16 protein-coding genes and 2 pseudogenes are annotated in these 18,856 nt (G+C 67.8%); 5 read left to right on the top strand and 13 right to left on the bottom strand.

The features are described from left to right. Nucleotides 1-14: 14 nt before the first annotated feature. From QUE47_RS11925 to QUE47_RS11900, 6 genes and pseudogenes are all read right to left on the bottom strand, one after another. Nucleotides 15-2,947: pseudogene (locus QUE47_RS11925) on the bottom strand (type I restriction endonuclease subunit R). A gap of 164 nt (nucleotides 2,948-3,111) precedes the next feature. After that, nucleotides 3,112-3,699 carry a hypothetical protein gene (locus tag QUE47_RS11920; protein WP_286217466.1) on the bottom strand — a complete coding sequence of 196 codons (588 nt, stop codon included), beginning with the start codon at nucleotides 3,697-3,699 and terminating at the stop codon, nucleotides 3,112-3,114. 252 nt (nucleotides 3,700-3,951) lie between these two features. Beyond that, entirely contained in the window at nucleotides 3,952-5,196 is a 1,245-nt protein-coding gene (locus QUE47_RS11915; protein ID WP_286217465.1) for a restriction endonuclease subunit S, read from the bottom strand. Next, entirely contained in the window at nucleotides 5,193-5,369 is a 177-nt protein-coding gene (locus QUE47_RS11910) for a hypothetical protein (protein WP_286217464.1), read from the bottom strand. Before QUE47_RS11910 ends, QUE47_RS11915 begins: the two co-directional genes overlap by 4 nt. Beyond that, nucleotides 5,366-6,939 (bottom strand): annotated as a pseudogene (locus tag QUE47_RS11905) (type I restriction-modification system subunit M). Before QUE47_RS11905 ends, QUE47_RS11910 begins: the two are co-directional and overlap by 4 nt. 574 nt (nucleotides 6,940-7,513) lie before the next feature. Next, nucleotides 7,514-7,957, bottom strand: coding sequence for a hypothetical protein (locus QUE47_RS11900; protein WP_286217463.1), 444 nt, complete (start codon nucleotides 7,955-7,957; stop codon nucleotides 7,514-7,516). Between the two features lie 115 nt (nucleotides 7,958-8,072). Here QUE47_RS11900 and QUE47_RS11895 point away from each other — a divergent pair, with 115 nt between their 5' ends. The 3 genes from QUE47_RS11895 to QUE47_RS11885 all read left to right on the top strand — a co-directional run bounded on the left by QUE47_RS11895 (nucleotide 8,073) and on the right by QUE47_RS11885 (nucleotide 9,923). Continuing rightward, nucleotides 8,073-8,291, top strand: coding sequence for an SCO4848 family membrane protein (locus QUE47_RS11895; RefSeq protein ID WP_286217462.1), 219 nt, complete (start codon nucleotides 8,073-8,075; stop codon nucleotides 8,289-8,291). A 73-nt stretch (nucleotides 8,292-8,364) separates the two neighbouring features. Next, a complete protein-coding gene (locus QUE47_RS11890; RefSeq protein WP_286217461.1) occupies nucleotides 8,365-9,408 on the top strand; it encodes an aldo/keto reductase in 1,044 nt (347 codons plus the stop codon). A 143-nt stretch (nucleotides 9,409-9,551) separates the two neighbouring features. Continuing rightward, a complete protein-coding gene (locus QUE47_RS11885; RefSeq protein ID WP_286217460.1) occupies nucleotides 9,552-9,923 on the top strand; it encodes a hypothetical protein in 372 nt (123 codons plus the stop codon). A 31-nt stretch (nucleotides 9,924-9,954) separates the two neighbouring features. Here QUE47_RS11885 and QUE47_RS11880 read toward each other — a convergent pair whose 3' ends face one another. From QUE47_RS11880 to QUE47_RS11870, 3 genes are all read right to left on the bottom strand, one after another. Beyond that, entirely contained in the window at nucleotides 9,955-10,926 is a 972-nt protein-coding gene (locus QUE47_RS11880) for an MBL fold metallo-hydrolase (protein WP_286217459.1), read from the bottom strand. Continuing rightward, nucleotides 10,923-11,408: a heme-degrading domain-containing protein gene (locus QUE47_RS11875; RefSeq protein WP_286217458.1), complete on the bottom strand. Its 486-nt coding sequence runs from the start codon at nucleotides 11,406-11,408 to the stop codon at nucleotides 10,923-10,925. The genes QUE47_RS11880 and QUE47_RS11875 overlap by 4 nt, the downstream gene beginning before the upstream one ends. A gap of 150 nt (nucleotides 11,409-11,558) precedes the next feature. Then, nucleotides 11,559-12,272 carry a DUF7168 domain-containing protein gene (locus QUE47_RS11870; RefSeq protein WP_286217457.1) on the bottom strand — a complete coding sequence of 238 codons (714 nt, stop codon included), beginning with the start codon at nucleotides 12,270-12,272 and terminating at the stop codon, nucleotides 11,559-11,561. A 141-nt stretch (nucleotides 12,273-12,413) separates the two neighbouring features. On the opposite strand from QUE47_RS11870, the gene lpdA reads away from it, so the two are divergent. Beyond that, a complete protein-coding gene (gene lpdA / locus QUE47_RS11865; RefSeq protein WP_286217456.1) occupies nucleotides 12,414-13,814 on the top strand; it encodes a dihydrolipoyl dehydrogenase in 1,401 nt (466 codons plus the stop codon). Nucleotides 13,815-14,053: 239 nt separating this feature from the next. Here the strand turns inward: lpdA and QUE47_RS11860 are convergent, their stop codons facing one another. After that, complete coding sequence (locus QUE47_RS11860; protein WP_286217455.1) at nucleotides 14,054-15,010, bottom strand: nucleotidyl transferase AbiEii/AbiGii toxin family protein; 957 nt, start codon at nucleotides 15,008-15,010, stop codon at nucleotides 14,054-14,056. Beyond that, entirely contained in the window at nucleotides 14,997-15,569 is a 573-nt protein-coding gene (locus QUE47_RS11855) for a type IV toxin-antitoxin system AbiEi family antitoxin domain-containing protein (protein ID WP_286217454.1), read from the bottom strand. The genes QUE47_RS11860 and QUE47_RS11855 overlap by 14 nt, the downstream gene beginning before the upstream one ends. A 201-nt stretch (nucleotides 15,570-15,770) precedes the next feature. Here QUE47_RS11855 and QUE47_RS11850 point away from each other — a divergent pair, with 201 nt between their 5' ends. After that, the gene (locus tag QUE47_RS11850) at nucleotides 15,771-16,235 is read left to right on the top strand and encodes a DUF3817 domain-containing protein (protein ID WP_286217453.1); all 465 of its coding nucleotides are present in this window, start codon (nucleotides 15,771-15,773) and stop codon (nucleotides 16,233-16,235) included. 4 nt (nucleotides 16,236-16,239) lie between these two features. On the opposite strand, the gene QUE47_RS11845 is transcribed toward QUE47_RS11850, so the two are convergent. Next, nucleotides 16,240-17,856, bottom strand: coding sequence for an ABC transporter permease (locus QUE47_RS11845; protein ID WP_286217452.1), 1,617 nt, complete (start codon nucleotides 17,854-17,856; stop codon nucleotides 16,240-16,242). Continuing rightward, on the bottom strand, nucleotides 17,853-18,755 hold the full coding sequence (locus tag QUE47_RS11840) for an ABC transporter ATP-binding protein (protein WP_286217451.1): 903 nt from the start codon (nucleotides 18,753-18,755) through the stop codon (nucleotides 17,853-17,855). Before QUE47_RS11840 ends, QUE47_RS11845 begins: the two co-directional genes overlap by 4 nt. Nucleotides 18,756-18,856 lie beyond the last annotated feature (101 nt).

Here is an 18,856-nt window from a genome sequence, read left to right as displayed (position 1 = left end):
GGTCCGGCTGCTCATCACATCAGGTCGATGAACCGCTCGAAGAACGCGGTGAGCTTGTCGACGACGTTCTGCTTCTTGGCTCCGTGACCGCCGCCCGCACCACCCCGGCCAAACCGTGAGACGGGCGGCAGGATCGCGGTGATCGCGGTGCCGGTCGTCCGAACTGCCCCGTCGCGGAAGGCGTCGTCGATGAACGCGCGCGTGGCTTCGGGTTTGAGCTTCTCCTCGACGATGATCCGGTCCAGCTCCGCCCCACGCTTGGCCGCGACGTACGAGCTCCACGCGTCAGCAACCTCATCGTCGAGGGAGATCCGGTCGACAAACTCCTCGATGAGGTCCCTCTTGTTCCGAAGGCTCGGCGAGGAGTCGATGGCGCGGTCGATGCTTCCTTGATCTCGGAGTCCTCGCCATCGCCGCGTGTCGCTCGGTACTGCTCGACGAGCATGAGGATGTAGTCGACGTTGATCTCGACCTGCTTGATCAACTCGATCTCGAACGTCACATCGTCGGTGATCGACTCTCGTTCAGCGGCTTGCCCGCCACGCCGGGCGTTCCACAACTCCAGATAGACGGACTGGAAGTCTTGCCGGTCCCGCACGGACAGGGCGTCGGCCGCGGCGAACTCGTCGAACGACACGAGGATGTTGCGCAGCCGCAAGATCGCCCCGAACACGGCGATGAAGTCCTTCGCGGCCTGCTCCCCGACAGGCATCTGCCCAGGGGAGAACTGCTCGCGCAGCTCGGTGACCTTGTCGGCGTACTCGCCGAAGTACTCCGCGTAAGGCGCCAGGAGCACGATGCCGGTGGCGTCCTCGTTCCCGAACAGCGCCAGAGCGTCCTGGGTCTCTTGTTCGAGGTTCCGGAAGGAGACGATGTTTCCGTACGTCTTGACCGAGTTGAGGATGCGGTTGGTCCGCGAGTACGCCTGGATGAGCCCGTGGGCGCGCAGGTTCTTGTCGACCCACAGCGTATTCATCGTGGTCGCATCGAATCCGGTGAGGAACATGTTGACGACGATGACCAGGTCGATCTCGCGGTTCTTTGTCCGCAGAGACAGGTCCTTATAGTAGTTCTGAAATTTCTCCGCGGACGTGTCGAACGACGTGCCGAACATGTCGTTGTAGTCCTGGATGGCATCCTCGAGGAAGGCCCGCGAGGAGTCGTCGAGGCCGTACGTCTCGAACTCTTCCTCGCCCAGTAGCCCACCTGCCTCCTCGGCGGCGGACTCGTTGGCGGCGTAGGAGAAGATCAGCCCGACTTTGAGTCGCTTCGCGTCCGGCAGGCCGCGCTCCTCCTGGACGCGACCGAACATGTTGTAGTAGATCTTCGCCGCCCGGACCGACTCGGTCGCGAACAGAGCATTGAACCCCGCCACCCGCCGGTCCTTGAGCCGGTAGGTGGTGTTGCGGCGAGTCTTCTGGTCGAAGTGGTCCAGGGTGTACTCGACGTTGTTGCGGATCCGCCTGAGGTCCAGGCGGGCGGCGTCGGTGTCGATCGCCGCGACCTCCTTATCGCTGAGCCCCTCGCGCACCTTGACGGTGTTGATGTAGTCGATGCGGAACGGCAGCACGTTCTTGTCATTGATCGCGTCCACGATCGTGTACGTGTGCAGCTTGTCGCCGAACGCCTGCGCCGTGGTGCGCAGCGTCGGGGCACCACCCGTGCCGGCGTTCTCGGCGAAGATCGGCGTCCCGGTGAACCCGAATAGGTGGTATCGCTTAAACGCCCTAGTGATCGCGGTGTGCATGTCGCCGAACTGGGAGCGGTGACACTCGTCGAAGATGATCACCACGTGCCCGGTGTAGACCGCGTGCCCGGCGTTCTGCTTGATGAACGTCGACAGCTTCTGGACCGTGGTGATGATGATCCGCGCGCCAGGGTCCTCCAACTGTCGCTTGAGTACGGCGGTGGAAGAGTTGGAGTTGGCCGCCCCCTTCTGGAACCGGTCGTACTCGCGCATCGTCTGGTAGTCGAGGTCCTTGCGGTCGACGACAAACAGGACCTTGTCGAGCCCCTCCATCTTCGAGGCGAGCTGTGCGGTCTTGAAGGAGGTGAGCGTCTTGCCCGAGCCGGTCGTGTGCCACACATACCCGCCCGCCGACAGGGTTCCGAACCGCTTCTGGTTCGACGATGTCTCGATCCTCGTCAAGATCTGCTCCGTTGCGGCGATCTGGTACGGCCGCATCACCAGCAGCATGCGGTCGGCGGTCAGCACGCAGTACTTCGTCAGGACGTTCAACAGGGAATGCTTGGCGAAGAAAGTCTTGGTGAACCCGACCAGGTCGGTGATCGGCCGGTTGGTCGCGTCCGCCCACCATGACGTGAACTCGAAAGAGTTCGACGTGCGCTTCGCCGAGGCCCTGCGCTTCGCCTGCTCGTCGAGGTGCGAGGCACGCACGGTGTTGGAGTAGTACTTCGTGAGCGTCCCGTTGGAAATGACGAAGAGCTGGACGTACTCGAACAAGCCCGAACCGGACCAAAACGAGTCCCGCTGGTAGCGGTCGATCTGGTTGAACGCCTCCCGGACGTCCACCCCGCGACGCTTGAGCTCGACGTGCACCATCGGCAGGCCGTTGACCAAGATCGTCACGTCGTACCGGTTCGCCCGCTTGGCCGCCGACGACGACGGCATACCTGCCGCCTCGTCAGCGCCCGGCACCTCGTACTGGTTGATGACCTGCAGCCGGTTGTTGTGGATGTGAGCCTTGTCGATGAGCCTGATGTTCTTGCTCGTCCCGTCATCCCGTGCCAGGATCTGGATCGGATCTTCCTGGATACGGACAGTCTTCTCAACCACTCCTTCTCTTCTTGACGAGACTTTGTTGTTATAGAACCAATCCCACTCGGCGTCGCTGAATACGATGGCGTTCAGTAGCTCCAACTGATGGCGAAGGTTAGCCACCAGATCCGACTCGGACGCGATCGGCAGGTACTCGTACGCCTGCACTTGGAGAAGACCGACCAACTCGGCTTCGAGATCAGCTTCGCTCTGGTAGCGCTGGCTGCCCGGGTCGTCGGACTCGTACGCCGCGACCACAGTCGCCTCGTCGCTGATGGCGATCGGTTCAAACCGGGGTATCGCAGATCGCAATACTTCGCCGCTGTCTTCGCTCACGCCACGTCCCCCTCGCCCCAACCGAGCGCCTCGGTTGCCTTCTTCATCTCGTGGTTCCTGGATACATTCTCGATGACACCGCGGACTAGGCTGGCACAGTGCTGATATTTCTCGAGCGCGACCTCCTCGTTCACATTCCCGTGGACGACCTCGCTCAACTCGCTGTACAGCCTGTATCGATCTTTGGAGAATGCCGAGGGGATAATACGATGAGACTCGTCAACTTCCCGCAATAAGCTCTTGAACGTCTTACGCCGCCCATTCCCGTCGACGAGTTCGATCCCTGTCTCGCTAGCCACCTGCTTGGTCAACGTCTCGAAGATGATTCGGAGATAGGCGAGTGCGCCACGGCCCAGTCGGTGCTCGTGCGCCACCTGAGCGCACTCGAGTAGTTCGTCGAACTCACCGGCTCCGGCCTGTTGGCCGGCCCGCCGGACCTCACCTCGGCGATTGTCCACATAGCGCTCCAGCCGAACCGTGGGGGCAGGCGCATGGACACCCAGGTCATCTCGGAAGGTCAGGAGAAACCACGCCTCGACACCGACGCCGCACCGGGGGCACCGCAAGTACGCGTCGATGCTCACCCGTCGGTCATCGACTACTAGGCATGACAGATCGCCCGTCGAAACGAAAGTGCTCTGATCCTGACATTTCCCACAATTGAAATTGATCCCAACGACGCCAACAGAAATCATGTCATGATAACCGGCCGTGATGACTATAGGTTCGCCAGACCCCTCGTCAATTCCACCGAGAAAGCGCTCAACCTGTTTCTCGGCATTCTCTGGCGCCTTCGACAGCAGTGCGGACAGGCGCATCCAGTCAGCCCTCGATCCTCATGACGCGACAGCCTCGTTGAACGAGAGCAGTCGATCCCGGTAGTACGCGTACTGCTGACGACGCGCGTCGATCTCCGCCGGCAGTCCCGAGGACAGGTCGCTCACCAGGGCCTCGAACTTGTCAAGAACCTCAGCGATACGTACCTGGGTCTCGACGTCAGGCAGCGGGACGGACATCTTGCCGAATGGACCCTTGGAAATGTTGATACGGGTCACACCGTTCGCCGTCTTAACAATCTGGTCACGCATGACCCGCGAACGGAACAGGTGCTTGGCAAACTCTGGGTTGAGGTCAGCGGTCGAGTTCGGACGAAACCCGAAGCAGAAGCTGTTCAGATACGTCGGACTGCTCGGCTCGTGGACCACGGCAGAGGCCATGCCTACCTCCTCGCGTGACTCCGAGGAAGCCGTGAACAACACGTCACCGTAGGCGACGGCCGTCTGGCGCTCGTGCGGCCCCACCTTCACACGCGCGTCGGGAGCAATATCTGCTGAGAGGTTGCTGAAGACGTTCATGTAGGTGATGAATGGTGCGCTGCCATCGGTGAAATCGGCCCTCGATTTTCCTGTAAGCCCGCCGTAGAGCGTCCCGAGATCGCTCATCGAGATCCACTGGACTCTCACTCCCTCAGTGAACGAGAGAACGGTGTCCCGATAGTGGGCATACTGCGACCGCCGAGCCTCCAGCTCAGCCTCCAGCTCAGCCTCCAGCTCAGCCTCCAGCTCCGTGAAGGCATCCAAGATCCTAACGATCTCGCGCTGCACCTCGACAGGCGGCAGCGGGATCCTGTAAGCAAGAGTCGCCTTCTTGTCGCCGCGAGGCATTTTCGCACCCTTCGCGTGCTTCATCGAGTAGGTGATGAACGGGTCCGACGCGAGCAGGAAGTAGAGGAACTTGGGCAACAGTCGCTCCCGCCCCCAGGGCAGCAGCGAGACTGCTAAGACGTCTGGACTGGCTCCGCCAGCACGGTCCGCAAACCAGACCTTCTTCAGATACGGTCGAATATTCCCAAGGAGAACGTCACCCTCCCGGAAGCGGATCGCTCCGCTGGAATTCGCTCCGTAGTCCGAGTCCTTGCGACCGCCGAAATTGGGCAGGAGGTTGTCTACACCCACGTACGTCGTTCCACCAATTTCGGCATGGTCGACGCGTTCCCTGCAGATCTGTGCGACCTCGCCGAGCGCCCTGTACTCGACGCCGTCAGGCGCGTACTGCTTGGTCAGTTCATCGATGCGGCTCACTGGTCGTCCCCGCCGTCGAGGGGGCGTTCGAGCAAGTCGCGTTCGCGCGCCAGCGCGATGCAACATTCCTCCACCGTCGGGAGGTAGGTCGTGTTCGCCGCGGCAGGCGCCTCGGCACGCTTGCCGCCACCGGCTCCGTCGGACATACCCAGGAGAGAACCCGCGATGCTCACGAAGACGCTCCTTCAAGGTCAACGACGATCGCGTCGATCTGCTCACGCAGCGCGGACTGACGCAGGACGATGCCTTCGATGCGGGTATTGAGCTCGGCGATGTCCACGACCTCGCGAGTATCCTCGGCCTCGACCCACGACGACACCGAGAGGTTGTAGTCGTTCTCCGCGATGGCCTCGTTGTCGACGAGCCCAGCGAAGTGGGCTACATCCTCGCGTGCCGTGAACGCCTTGAGAATACTGGCCCCGTGGGTTTCAGAAAGTTTGTTCTTGTTCCCGACGCGGTCCTTGTGCTCCGAGGCGTCGATGAACAGCACGGCGCTGTCGGTCTTGGACTTCTTGAGCACGATGATGCAAGTCGCGATCGTGGTGCCGAAGAACAAGTCGGGCGGGAGCTGGATGACGGCGTCGACATAGTTGTTGTCGATCAGGTACTTGCGGATCTTCTGCTCCGCCCCGCCGCGGTAGAGCACGCCGGGGAACTCGACGATCGCCGCGGTTCCATTGACGGCGAGCCACGACAGCATGTGCATCGTGAACGCGAGGTCCGCCTTCGACTTCGGTGCGAGCACACCGGCCGGGGCGTACCGCGGGTCGTTGATGAGTAGCGGGTTGGCGTCGCCCTCCCACCTGATGGAGTAGGGCGGGTTGGACACGATCGCCTCAAACGGCTCGTCGTCCCAGTGCGCCGGGTCCATCAGGGTGTCGCCGTGAGCGATGTCGAACTGCTCGTAGTTCACGTCGTGCAGGAACATGTTGATCCGGCACAGATTGTAGGTGGTCAGGTTGATCTCCTGACCGAAGTACCCCTGCCGCACCCCTCCTTGCCGAGCACCTTGCGGTACTTGAGCAGCAGCGACCCGGACCCGCACGCGGGGTCGTACACCTTGTTGACGCTCGTCTTGCCTACCACCGTGATGCGGGCCAGGAGCTCGGAGACCTCCTGCGGGGTGTAGTACTCGCCACCGGACTTGCCTGCTGCCGAGGCGTACATCTGCATCAGGTACTCGTACGCGTCACCGAACGCGTCGATCTTGTTCTCCGAGAACGTCCCGTTGCCGAGGTTCAGCTCACCGATCGCGTCCAGCAGCTTGACCAGCTTCTCGTTGCGCCTCGCCACCGTTGAGCCCAGCTTGTTCGAGTTCACGTCGATATCGTCGAAAAGCCCCTTGAGATCGTTTTCGGCGTCCGTGCCCACGGCCGAAGCCTCGACATTCCGGAAAACCCGCTCTAGGGTCTCATTGAGGTTCGCATCGCGCGAGGCGCGGGCGCGGACGTTGGCGAACAGTTCGCTCGGGCGGATGAAGAACCCCTTCTCCGCCACGATGTCGCGCATCAGGTCAGGATCAGAAACCTCGGCGTCGGAGACCGTGACGTAGTCGAAGCCCTCGTTGCCGGCCTCGTGCTCACCGGCGTTCAGGTATGCGGCGAGGTTCTCCGAGATGTACCGGTAGAACAAGAACCCGAGCACGTACTGCTTGAAGTCCCACCCGTCCACGGACCCACGCAGATCGTTCGCGATCCTCCAGATGGTCTTGTGCAGCTCTGCCCTCTGGGTCTCACGGTTCATGTTCGGGTTCTCCTGACGCGCACCGACCTCGGCGCTCCTAGATGTGTGACACCAGCGCTCACCGAGACGGCCGCGCCACCGGTGCTGACCCTATCGTCGGGGATGGCCCGCCGATACACCGGGATGCCGGCCGCTACCGTGGGCCACGTGACGGACGACAGAGAAGCTCTGCTGCGACAGTTCGAGGCAGCGATAGCGTGCACGGGGATGGACGACCTGCGCGCCGCCCACACCGGTGAGTTGTTTCGCACGGCTTCACGCGCGACGCAGCCCTGCTCGTCCTGGCCCACGCCGCGATAGGCACCGGCGAAGTGCTGCCGGACGGTCGCATAGCGGAGGTCCTCGGACCCCCGGCTACCGGCACGCCGACGGGCGCCCGGTCGACCGGTACTCGCTGCGCCAGTACGAGGGCAACGTCCACCAGGTGCTCGCGAACGTCGCTTCCCCGCCGTTCGACCGACGCCACGGAGCTCGCGTCTCCACCGTCGCTGCAGCCCGGGCCCACGCGGCGCTGACGCGACGCCAGCCGGGGCCGCTATGACGTCGCGACCCCCGCGGCCGCCGACCGCGCAGATCATGCAGCCAGTGTCAGCAGCAGCCCCACGCCCGCCCAGGCCAAGGCCACGACCTTGACGATCTCGAGACCGACGTACGCGTAGTGAGCGTGCGAGCGGGGCCCCTCCTCGCCGTCCGGCAGAGCGAGCACCGCGTCCGACCGTCGCGTGAGCCTCGGCCGGCCCCCGACCACCTGCACCAGCAGCGCGAGTACCGCGACGCCGAGGGCGACGGCCGGCCGGCCCGGCAGCCCCGCGGCGACCAGGGCGACGACGGCCCCGACGACCAGCACCCCCTCGACCGCGTTGAGGGCGCGGAACACGAGGCGTCCGATCCCCAGCCCGCGGCGGATCGTGATCTCCGGCGCGCGGAACTTCAGGGGCGCCTCGAGGAACGAGATCGCGAGCACCATCCCGAGCCAGACGAAGGTCAGGGCGGTCGCGACGCTGAGAGCGGTGGCCATCCCGCCATTTTGCCTGTGCGCAGCGTGGAAAAGCCGTGCTACGGCGTGGCCTTCGTCACCTCACGGCACGCCCGGCAGGACAGGAAGGGCCTGTTCAGCGACGCAGAATGGAGACATGGAACTCCCCCTCGGCTGGTCGCTGCTCCTGATCGTCACAGGACTCTGGAACGTGCTCATCTGGCCACGGTTCTGGCAGCGCATCGCGAAGGACCCTCGCTCACGTGACGACGCCGGCCGCCGGACGAAGTTCCTCACCGTGCACGCGGTGCTGATCGGCGTCTCGCTCGCGCTCGGGGTGGCGGTCGGGGCCCTCGGGGTCATCACGCTCTTCTGAGCCCTGAGCCCTGAGCTCTGACGGCGGCGCGGCCCTGACGACGGCACCCCGCGACGACGGATACCGTCGTCGCATGACTGATGCCGCGCCGTCCGACACCCCTGAGATGCCGTTCCGCCGCGCCGGGCGCTCCGGGCTCGACCTGCCCGAGATCTCGCTGGGGCTGTGGCAGAACTTCGGCGAGGCGAACGCCCTCGAGACCCAGCGCGCGATCGTGCTCCGCGCCGTCGAGCGCGGCGTGACGCAGCTCGACCTCGCCAACAACTACGGCCCGCCGCCGTTCGCGGCCGAGACGTCGCTCGGCGACATCCTGCGGCGCGACCTGCGGGGGCGCCGCGACGAGCTGGTCCTGACCACCAAGGCCGGCTACCGCGCCTGGCCGGGCCCCTACGGCGACGGCGGCTCGCGCAAGTACCTGTTGTCGTCCCTCGACCGGTCGCTGCGTTGCCTCGGCGTCGACGCCGTGGACGTCTTCTACAGCCACCGCTACGACCCGACGACGCCGCTCACCGAGACGATCGGCGCGCTCGAGACGGCGTGGCGCACGGGCCGCGCGCACTACGTCGGCATCTCGTCCTACTCCGCGACCCGCACGCGCGAGGCCCTCGCGGTCGCGGCCGACCTGGGCGTCCCCCTCACGGTCCACCAGTCGTCGTACTCCATGCTCAACCGGTGGATCGAGGAGCCGGACGACTCCGGCGAGTCGGTGCTCCAGGTGGCGGACGACGCAGGCATGGGCATGGTGGCGTTCTCACCGCTCGCGCAGGGCATGCTGACGAGCAAGTACCTTGACGGGGTGCCGGAGGATTCGCGCGCGGCCCGCAGCGGGCCGCTGCGCCCGGAGTACCTCAGCGACGAGAACCTCGCGAGAGTGCGGGCGCTCGCCGCTGTCGCCGAGGCGCGCGGCACGACCTTGGCGCGGCTCGCCCTCGCGTGGACGTTGCGCGACCCACGGGTGACGACAGTCCTCATCGGCGCCCGCACGGTCGACCAGCTCGACGACAGCCTCGCTGCACTGGCCGAGCCGGAGCTCTCGCGGGACGAACTCGACGCCATCGATGCCCAGCAGGGCGACACCGGGATCAACCTCTGGGCGTCGCGATCCAGCGATCTGTGACGTCGCCCACTTTCTGTTGCTTGTCTAGCAGAATAGTTTTATACTTCTATCAGCGCCGAAGTGGATAGCACTCCGACCCGTCGCGGCACGGCTGCCGCCGACGCACCATCCAGGTGAGCCACACGCTGACAGGACCGATGACCATGACCATCACCGACAACACCCAGACCACCACCGCTCCGACGCGCTCCCGCACGGGCCTCGCGATCATCGCCGCCGCGATCGGCACGGTCGCCGCCGCCGGCGCCGTCGTGTGGAGCTTCACCGCCCCGGCGAACGCCGCCGACACCGGGACGACGCAGACCGTGCAGACCCAGACGACCGACCAGAGCAGGTTCGGCACCGAGGGCGCCACCGCGGACGACGGCAACGGGGCCATGGACGGGGCCGGCGCGTTCGGCACCGAGGGCGCCACCGCGGACGACGGGAACGGCGCGGTCGACGGCGCCGCCTTCGGCACCGAGGGCGCCACCGCGGACGACGGGAACGGCGCGCTCGACGGCGCCACCTCGTAATCCAGGGCCACCCCGGTTGATCTCGGGCCGATCACCGACCGTCAGGTCGGAGGTCGGCCCGCTGTCGTACGTAAGCCACGAGCATCGCGGTCTGGGCGAGAGCCGAAGCGAGCAGGAACCCCTCGAGCCGCGCCCAGCCCGCCGTCCACGTGAGCCGCGAGGCGACAGACCACACCGACGCTCCCCCGTCGTCGGCCAGCACGGCGGCGACCTCGTCCGCGCGACGCTGCTGGTGCGCGGCGAGCGCGTCGCAACGGGCAGCCAGACCCGTGAACGGTGCGCCGTGGCCCGGCAGGACCTCCAGCGGCGCCGCCGGGTCGTCCAGGCGTCGGACGACGTCCAACGAGCTCAGGTAGTCGGCCGGCGGATGGGTCGTGGTCGGGCCGCCGAGCCCGAGGCCGGGGTTGATGCCTGGCAGCACGTGGTCGCCGGTCCAGACCAGGCCCTCGTTCCGGTCGATGAGGCAGATCGAACCCGCGGTGTGACCGGGGGTGTGCACGACCTCGATGTGCCGGTCCCCGATCGCGAGCCGATCGCCGTCGGCCAGCCGCACGTCGATGCTCGCAGTCGGCTGTGGACCGGCGATCTGCCGGACCGCCAGCAGCTCGGGGAGACGGGCGGCCGGCACACCCCACGACCTCGCCCCGGACTCGTCGCCGAGGATCCCGTGATGCCCGGCGGTCATGGCCGCCAGGCCCTCGACGTCCGCGGAATGCATCGCGACCGTGGCTCCGCCGGCGTCGCGGAGCTGGTCGGCGAGGCCGAGGTGATCGGGGTGCAGGTGCGTGAGGGTGACCGTCGCGATGTCGGCGACGCCGTGACCCGCTGCGGCGAGGCCGCCCGTCAGGGCCGCCCACCCCTCCTCCGTACCCAGGCCGGGGTCGACGACGTGGACCGCGGCGCCGTCCTCGATCAGGTAGGCGAGGCTGTACGGCAGGTGGCTGCCGGGCATCGGGATCGCCACGGACCAGATACCGGGGCGGATCTTCTCGATCGCGGTCATGCAGGCGTCGCGCTGCGGAACCTCGTCAGCACCTCCACCACGAGCGCGTGGTCGTCGGCCTGGGTCAGCCCCGAGACCGTCAGCACCCCGACGACGCCGACGCCCGCGACCCGCACCGGGAACCCGCCGCCCGCAGCGGCGAACTCCTGGAAGGGCAGCTGGTGCTGCTCGCTGAACGTCTGCCCGCGTCGCCGCGATCGGAGCCCCGCGAGGTACGACGACGACGCGAACCGCTCGACGACCCGGACCTTGCGCTGGACCCAGGAGTCGTTGTCGGGCGTCGCGCCCTCAAGCGCTGCGTGGAAGGCCTGCTGCGGCCCCCGGCGCACGTCGACCACGATCGGCAGCCCACGGTCGCGGGCGATGTCGACGGCCATGCACCCGAGCCGCCACGCGTCGTCGGCGGTGAACGTCCCGAGCACCAGCTCTCGCTCCTGCTGCTCGATGGTCTCGATGAGTGCTGCCACGTCGTCGTCGGTCATGCGGCCATCCTGGCACGACGCGCACCGCTCCTCGCCGGGCACCTCAGGCCCGGCGGAGACGGCTGAGGCGGCGGACACGGCAGAGACGGCTGGGGCGCCGGACACGGCAGATGCGGCAGCGACGGCGAAGATGGCGCAGAGCCCGCGCGCCTACCGCGCGATCCCCCGGACGAGTCCGTCGGGCCCGACCTTGCGGTCGAGGCCAGTGATGTCGGCGCGGCGCCCGGCGGACTCCCCCGCGACCCACCCGCCGAGGTCCGTGGCTGCGCGGGGTCGCGCGCTCCTGAGGTTCGGGTGCGCGCGGGCGACAGCGCCCTCCACCCGGGCGTCGCGGTCTGCCAGCACGAGCCCGGAGCCCGTCCCCTCGGCCTCCGCCTCGACGAGCGCGTCCGCGTAGAACTCGCGCAGCCGGCGGGCGACGGTCGCCGAGAACGACATGGCGAACGCCTTCTTGGCGCTGACCGAGCCGCCGTGCGCGTGCATCTCGAGGAGCATCTGCGGCAGGAGCGCGTCCGTGAGGGTCGACGCGAGCGCCATGTCGTGGGCGAAGCCGTACGCGTGCACGGTGACGACACCGGTCGCGCGGTGCCGCGACCTGACGGTGCGGCACCCGAACGCGTCGTACACGGCAGCGACGAGACCGATCTGGTCCACGACGTAGGAGCCCTCGACCGGGAACGCAGCCGTCACGGGCTCGCTCGCAGCCTCCTCGGACATGACGGCCGTGGCCGCGTCGATCGAGTGGCGCAGCATGAGCCGCTCGGCGCGCTCGCGCGCCCGCGCCTGTTCCTCGGGGTACGGGGAACCGCCGTCCGCGATGGCGAGGAGGGTCCTGATCAGGGCCAGCGTCTTGTCGTCGTCCACGGGCACGAGCCAAGCACGCGCCACCGACGGGAGGGACGTCGTCCGGCGCGGCTGTGCGGCGTGTCGCACCTCATACGGTTGGGGACGACCGAATGGCGTACGCAGCGGGTCGCACGCGCCGGAACGGCATAGTCTCGGACCATGAGCAACCACTTCGACGTCGTCGTCCTCGGTGCGGGCCCTGGTGGCTACGTGGCCGCTATCCGCGCAGCCCAGCTCGGGCTCTCCGTCGCCGTGATCGAGGAGAAGTACTGGGGCGGTGTGTGCCTCAACGTCGGGTGCATCCCGTCCAAGGCTCTCCTGCGCAACGCGGAGCTCGCCCACATCTTCACCCACCAGGCGAAGACCTTCGGGATCAGCGGGGAGGCGTCGTTCGACTTCGGCGCCGCGTTCGACCGCTCCCGCACCGTCGCGGAGGGGCGCGTCAAGGGCGTGCACTTCCTGATGAAGAAGAACAAGATCACCGAGCTCGACGGCCGCGGCACCTTCAAGGACGCCAAGACCATCGAGGTGAAGCTCGGCGACGGCTCGACGCAGACCGTCACGTTCGAGAACGTCATCATCGCGACCGGGTCCAAGGTCCGCCTGCTCCCCGGTGTCGAGCTCTCCGAGAACGTCGTCACCTACGAGAAGCAGATCCTCACCCGCGACCTGCCGAAGACGATGGCGGTCGTCGGCGCCGGCGCGATCGGCATGGAGTTCGCGTACGTCCTGCGTAACTACGGCGTCGACGTGACGATCATCGAGTACCTCGACCGCGCGCTGCCCAACGAGGACCCGGACGTCTCCAAGGAGATCACCAAGCAGTACAAGAAGATCGGCGTGCCGATCCTCACCTCGACCAAGGTCGAGACGGTCACCGACAACGGCTCGTCCGTCACCGTCGAGTACACCGCCAAGAACGGCTCCAAGGAGACCCTCGAGGTCGACCGCGTGCTCATGTCGGTCGGCTTCGCCCCGAACGTCGAGAACTTCGGCCTCGAGAACACGGGCGTCGAGCTCACCGAGCGCGGCGCCATCGCGATCGACGACCACATGCGCACCAACGTGGACGGCATCTACGCGATCGGTGACGTCACCGCGAAGCTCATGCTCGCCCACGTGGCCGAGGCCCAGGGCGTCGTCGCCTCCGAGACCATCGGCGGCGCCGAGACCCAGACGCTCGGCGACTACCGCATGATGCCGCGCGCCACGTTCTGCCAGCCGCAGGTCGCGAGCTTCGGGCTCACCGAGCAGCAGGCCAAGGACGAGGGCCACGAGATCAAGGTCACCAACTTCCCGTTCATGGCCAACGGGAAGGCCCACGGCCTCGGCGAGCCCACCGGTTTCGTCAAGCTCATCGCCGACGCCGAGTACGGCGAGCTGCTCGGCGGCCACCTCATCGGCCCCGACGTCTCCGAGCTGCTCCCCGAGCTCACGCTCGCGCAGAAGTGGGACCTCACCGCGACCGAGCTCGCCCGCAACGTGCACACGCACCCGACGCTCAGCGAGGCCCTCCAGGAGGGCTTCCACGGCCTGACGGGGCACATGATCAACCTCTGACACCTGGGACAAGGGGACAGATTCGACTGTCCTTCACAGAGGCCTTGGCTTGCGGTGCGATCGCAGGTCAAGGCCTCTTCTTGTGACTCGGTCCGGTATTCGGCCGCGGCCGTCCGAGCACAGTCGTGCTCATCCTCAGAACGCGCAGACGGCCCCGTAGGAAAGGCCTCGCCAGCTGTGCAGGCAGCCATCAGCCGCGCCCGGGTGGGTGAGCGCTCAAGGGGCTTGACGGCGAGCGCTCATCCGGGCGCAGCCCCTGCGTCCGAGATTTCCGCAAGCCAGGTGTTGACCGACTCGACCGCGTCGCTGAGCACGACACCGAGCCCGGCCGACTCCGCCGAGCGCCTGTACGAGTCTGCCCAGTGCGCATGGGCGGTCAGGCGAGCCGGCCAGTGACGCTGAGGGAGACCGAGGGCTGCGGCGTCGCGGGCTCGCACCTCGAAGATGTCCATGACGGCGCCGAGGATCTCGCCATCGGTCGGCGAGTCTGATTCTCGGGCGAGGTCACGCAGCAGGAGGAGGTCGACGACGTCGCGGGCACGGTCGTTCTTGTGGGCCGGCGGGTCGTGCGGGTCGGATACGGCATGGATCTTCTGGGCGATCTGGTAGCGCATCGCCAGGCCGATCAGGTGGTCGGGCGTGGGCAACCCGAACGCTGCCAGGGACGGGGAGTTCAAGGGCTCGTCCTCGGCTCCGGCCGATCCTTCGTCCGGGGAGACCTCGACCTGGATGCGGCGCCAGGTGATTCCGTTGACTCGGACGACGATGTCGAAGCGGCGGGGCTTGAGGACCCTGTTGGGCACATCGATGGTCTCGGCGCGGTCCCGGCGGAGCGTGCATGGCCCCCAGGGTCGGGCGAAGATGCCGTCGAGAGTCTCGATGAACTGATCGAGGTCGCCACGGACGAGGCCGTCGAGGTCGGTCGTCGTGCGCGCGAGCCTGGGGAGTCGATGCTGGAGCAGCGTGCCACCTTTGAGGAGGAACATCGGCCGGCCCTGCGCGTCGACAGCCTGCTGGAGCGCGGCAGCGACGACGGTCGAGGCGACGAGCCAGCCGAGCCGGCCGCCGTCGGAACCGAGCTGCCGTTCGGCCCGCAGTATCCATCCGTCGAGCACCCGCGCCGAGTTCGGCGCCTTGACCTTCGGCTTGAGGGCGCTCAGGGCGGACGCGAGGTTCGTGGTTTCAGCGGCGTCCATCGCGTGCCTCCAGAAGTCGGGTCAGGCGGTCGTGGTCGGCCGTGGTGAGTTCAGACGTGGCAGAGCCGCGTTCGAGGGCCTGCCCGACCAGGTAGGTCGGGGTTCCGTCGGCGATGCAGTCCTCTATCGTCCTGGTGACCGTGGTCGTCGGGATGCCCTCGAACCAGGTGCGTTCGTCCGGGGTGAGATCGTGGTGGTGGACAACGTAGCGGTCCCCGCCGACACGCCGAAGGCGCCGGCTCCTGGTGACGGTGAGATGGATGCGGTCCGGGTTCACGTCGGAGATATCCCAGGCGGAGAGCGCGGTCTCGTGGGACAGGCATGCCTCGGGGGCACCAGTCCACAGCACTGCGAGCGCCCAGTTGTCGTAGCGGGTCGCTGGCACCTGGGGTATGCGATAGACGCCATGGGCTGCCCGCTCGATCCGCTCACGGGCGACCATCTTCGCCAGCTCGGAGTCAGGCACACCGTCGTCGCGCGCCTGGGCGCGCGAGACGTACCCGTGCTGATCGAGCGCGATCTCACGAAGTCGCTCCAGATAGGTTCGCGGCTCAGTCATGTCAAAACCTTACCAAAAGGGAAAGGTTCTGACGAGACGGACCCGAGGTAGCGACCGCTGCGCACCGACTCCGGGCCGTTCTGCTGCCCGGCTGTGCGCGCGACTCCGGTGAGTCGCACCACACGCACCCGAACCGGTGCAGGGAACCGCGCCCTCCCCTCGTAGGCTCGATCCCCCGACCGACCCGCCCGAGGAGACCCCGTGGCCCGCACACCCCTGACGCTGTTCCGCACGCTCGCGATCGCGGAGGCGATCTCGTGGACGCTGCTCATCGGCGGCATGATCCTGCGGTCGATCGCGGGCCTCGACGTCGCGGTCTCGATCGGCGGCGGCATCCACGGGTTCGTGTTCCTCGCCTACGGCGTCACGGCCGTGCTCGTGGCGAAGAACCAGCGGTGGAGCGCCGGACCGACGGCCCTGGCGATCGTCAGCGCCGTCGTCCCGTACGCCACGGTCCCGACGGAGATCTGGCTGCACCGCAGTGGTCGCCTCGACGGCGGCTGGCGCCGCGAGCGCACCGAGGACCCGCGGGACGCGACCTGGCACGACCGCCTGCTGCGGACGCTGCTGGCCCACCCCGCCGTCTCCGCCGGGGCGGCTGCCGTCGCCGTCGTCGCGGTCTTCGCGGGGCTCCTCGTCGTCGGTCCGCCCGGGGGCGGCGCCTGACGGCTCAGGTTCGCGGCACGTCCCGCTCCCGGAACGCCACGAGCCCGCCGACGAACAGCACCACGGCGATCACGGAGAGCCAGACGACGGCCCACCCGGACGCGCTCTCGGCCGGCACCTGGCCGATCGCGTAGAGCGGCGAGAGGGACATCGCCCAGTCCGGCAGGTCGAGCGTCCCGCCCAGCATCCCCACGAGCGCGATGTACGCGACGACGAGCCACACGAGCCACGTCGTCCGGGGCAGCAGACCGAGCACCAGGACACCGAGCCCGGCGACGGCGAGCACCGCCGGCACGTAGTCGATCGAGGCCAGGACGACGTCCCAGCCCGCTGAACCTCCGCCGTCCGACGGGGTCGACAGCGACAGGCCGAACCCGCCGAGCACGAGGGTCAGGACTCCCCCGACGGCGACGACCCCGCCCTGGAGCCCGAGCCAGGGCATGCGGCTCGTCCCGCGGGCGAGCACCGGCTCGATGCGCCCGGAGGACTCCTCGGCACGCACCCGGCCCACTCCCTGCCCGACGACGCCCAGCGCCATGAGCGCCACCAACAGCAGCACGACCGCGGTGTACTGGTCGGACGCGCCGCCGGTGCCGAGGAGCTCGCCGAGCTGCGGGTTGGCCTCGACCATCTCCTCGACGTCGTCCCCGAACGACCCGAACGCGACCCCGACGAGCAGCGCACCCAGGACCCACGCGACGATCGACGGCGCGTGCGACCGCAGCGCCAGTCCGAACGACGACCGCGCGAACCCACCGGCCCGCGCGGGCCCGGGCCGGGCGGCGAACAGCGACGCACCGAGGTCGCGACGTGCGACGAGCACCAGGCCCGCCACCGCGAGCACCGCCGCGACGCCGAGCGTCAGCGCGAGCGGCCACCAGCGCGGGTCCGTGTCGAAGGGGCGGGTCTCCTGCTGCCAGGCCAGGGGCGAGAGCCACTTCCAGCCGTCGTCGTTCACGTCCCCGATCGCGCGGGTCACGAAGGCCATGCCGAGCACCCCGACGCCCACCGACGTCACACCCGACCCGCGCCGCACGAACTGCCCGACGAACGTCGCCAGCGCCGCGAAGAAGATGCCGAGCGCAGAGATCGAGAGGGCGTAGAGCCCGACGGCCCCGGCGTCGACCCCGCCCGCGAGCGCCGCCGCGAAGATCCCGAGGCCGACGGCGAGGAACGCCACGACGGTCACGAGGAACGCGGCGAGCCACGGCGCCCGCGCGCCGATGCTCCGGGAGCGCAGCAGCTCGAGCAGGCCGGACTCCTCCTGCGCGCGCGTCTGCGCGACGACGAGGAACAGCCCCATGAGCGGCACGGCGATCGCCGCGATGAACGCGTACTCGTTGGCGGCGACCCCGCCGAGGTCGGTGGCGCCGTACGGGGTGCCGTTGATCGCGGCGACGGTCGGGTCGCCGTCGAGGGTCGCGCCGTACGACTCGAGGGCTGCGTCGTCCGGGTAGAGGTTCGAGATCGCGCTGAGCGTCGCGGCGTAGACGCCGACGAGCGAGACGATCCAGACGAGGAGCCTCACCCATCCGGTCCGGAGCTGGAGGGCGAGGACCGAGCCGAACCCGCCTCGCCGTCCGCCCCGGGACGTCGGCGTCGCGGCGGCCGACCGGTTCACGCCTCGTCCCGCGCGTACTCGCTGAGGAACAGCTCGTCGAGGCTCGGTGGCCGCACGGTGAGCGTGACGAGTCCCGCACCGACGACGGGGCGCATGACGGCGTCGAGGTGCGCGGGGTCGACGGTGAACCGCAGGTCGTGCCCCTCGTCGACGGTCGTGACCGACACGTCGCCGGCGACGTCGGGCAGGGGCGGGACGACGTCCCGCGTCACGGCGTGCACCGTGGTCCGGGCGAGCGTCCGGAGCTCGGCGACGGTCCCTGCCCGCACGGTGCGGCCCTTGCGGATGATCGAGACGGTCGAGCAGAGCACCTCGACCTCGCTGAGGATGTGGCTGGACAGCAGCACGCTCGCCCCCGCGGCGGCCCGCTCCGCGACGCACTCGCGGAAGACCTCCTCCATCAGGGGGTCCAGCCCGGAGGTGGGTTCGTCGAGGACCACCAGGTCGGCGTCGGCGGCGAAGGCGGCGACGAGTGCGACCTTCTGCCGGTTGCCCTTGGAGTAGTCACGGGACTTCTTGGTCACGTCGAGGTCGAAGCGTTCGACGAGCTCGTCCCGCCGCTTCGCGTCCACGGGCGGCCCCGACGCGCCGAGGACGTCGATGCACTGACCCCCGGTGAGGTTGGGCCAGACGACGACGTCGCCCGGCACGTAGACGAGGCGCCGGTGCAGGGCGACGGCCTGCGCCCACGGGTCGGCGCCGAACAGGCGCGCCGTGCCGCCGGACTTGCGCATGAGTCCGAGCAGGATCCGGATCGTGGTCGACTTCCCGGCGCCGTTGGGCCCGAGGAACCCGCGGACCTCTCCCTCGCGGAGCTGTAGGTCGAGCCCGTCGAGGGCGCGGAAGCTCCCGAAGTTCTTCTCGAGCCCTCGGACATCGATCACCAGGTCGTTCGCCACGCCGTCCTCCGCAGTGCGAGTGAGTGTCAGACGACATCCAACCTACTGTTTGCGGCAGCGAAAGTACCTGTCGATCCCGGCGAGCCCGGGCCGGCGACCGT

Origin of the sequence: Paraoerskovia sediminicola (assembly GCF_030296575.1) — a bacterium.
GTDB lineage: Bacteria > Actinomycetota > Actinomycetes > Actinomycetales > Cellulomonadaceae > Paraoerskovia > Paraoerskovia sediminicola.
Note: the sequence above shows the minus strand (reverse complement) of the source record. Positions and strands in the feature narration are given on the sequence as shown.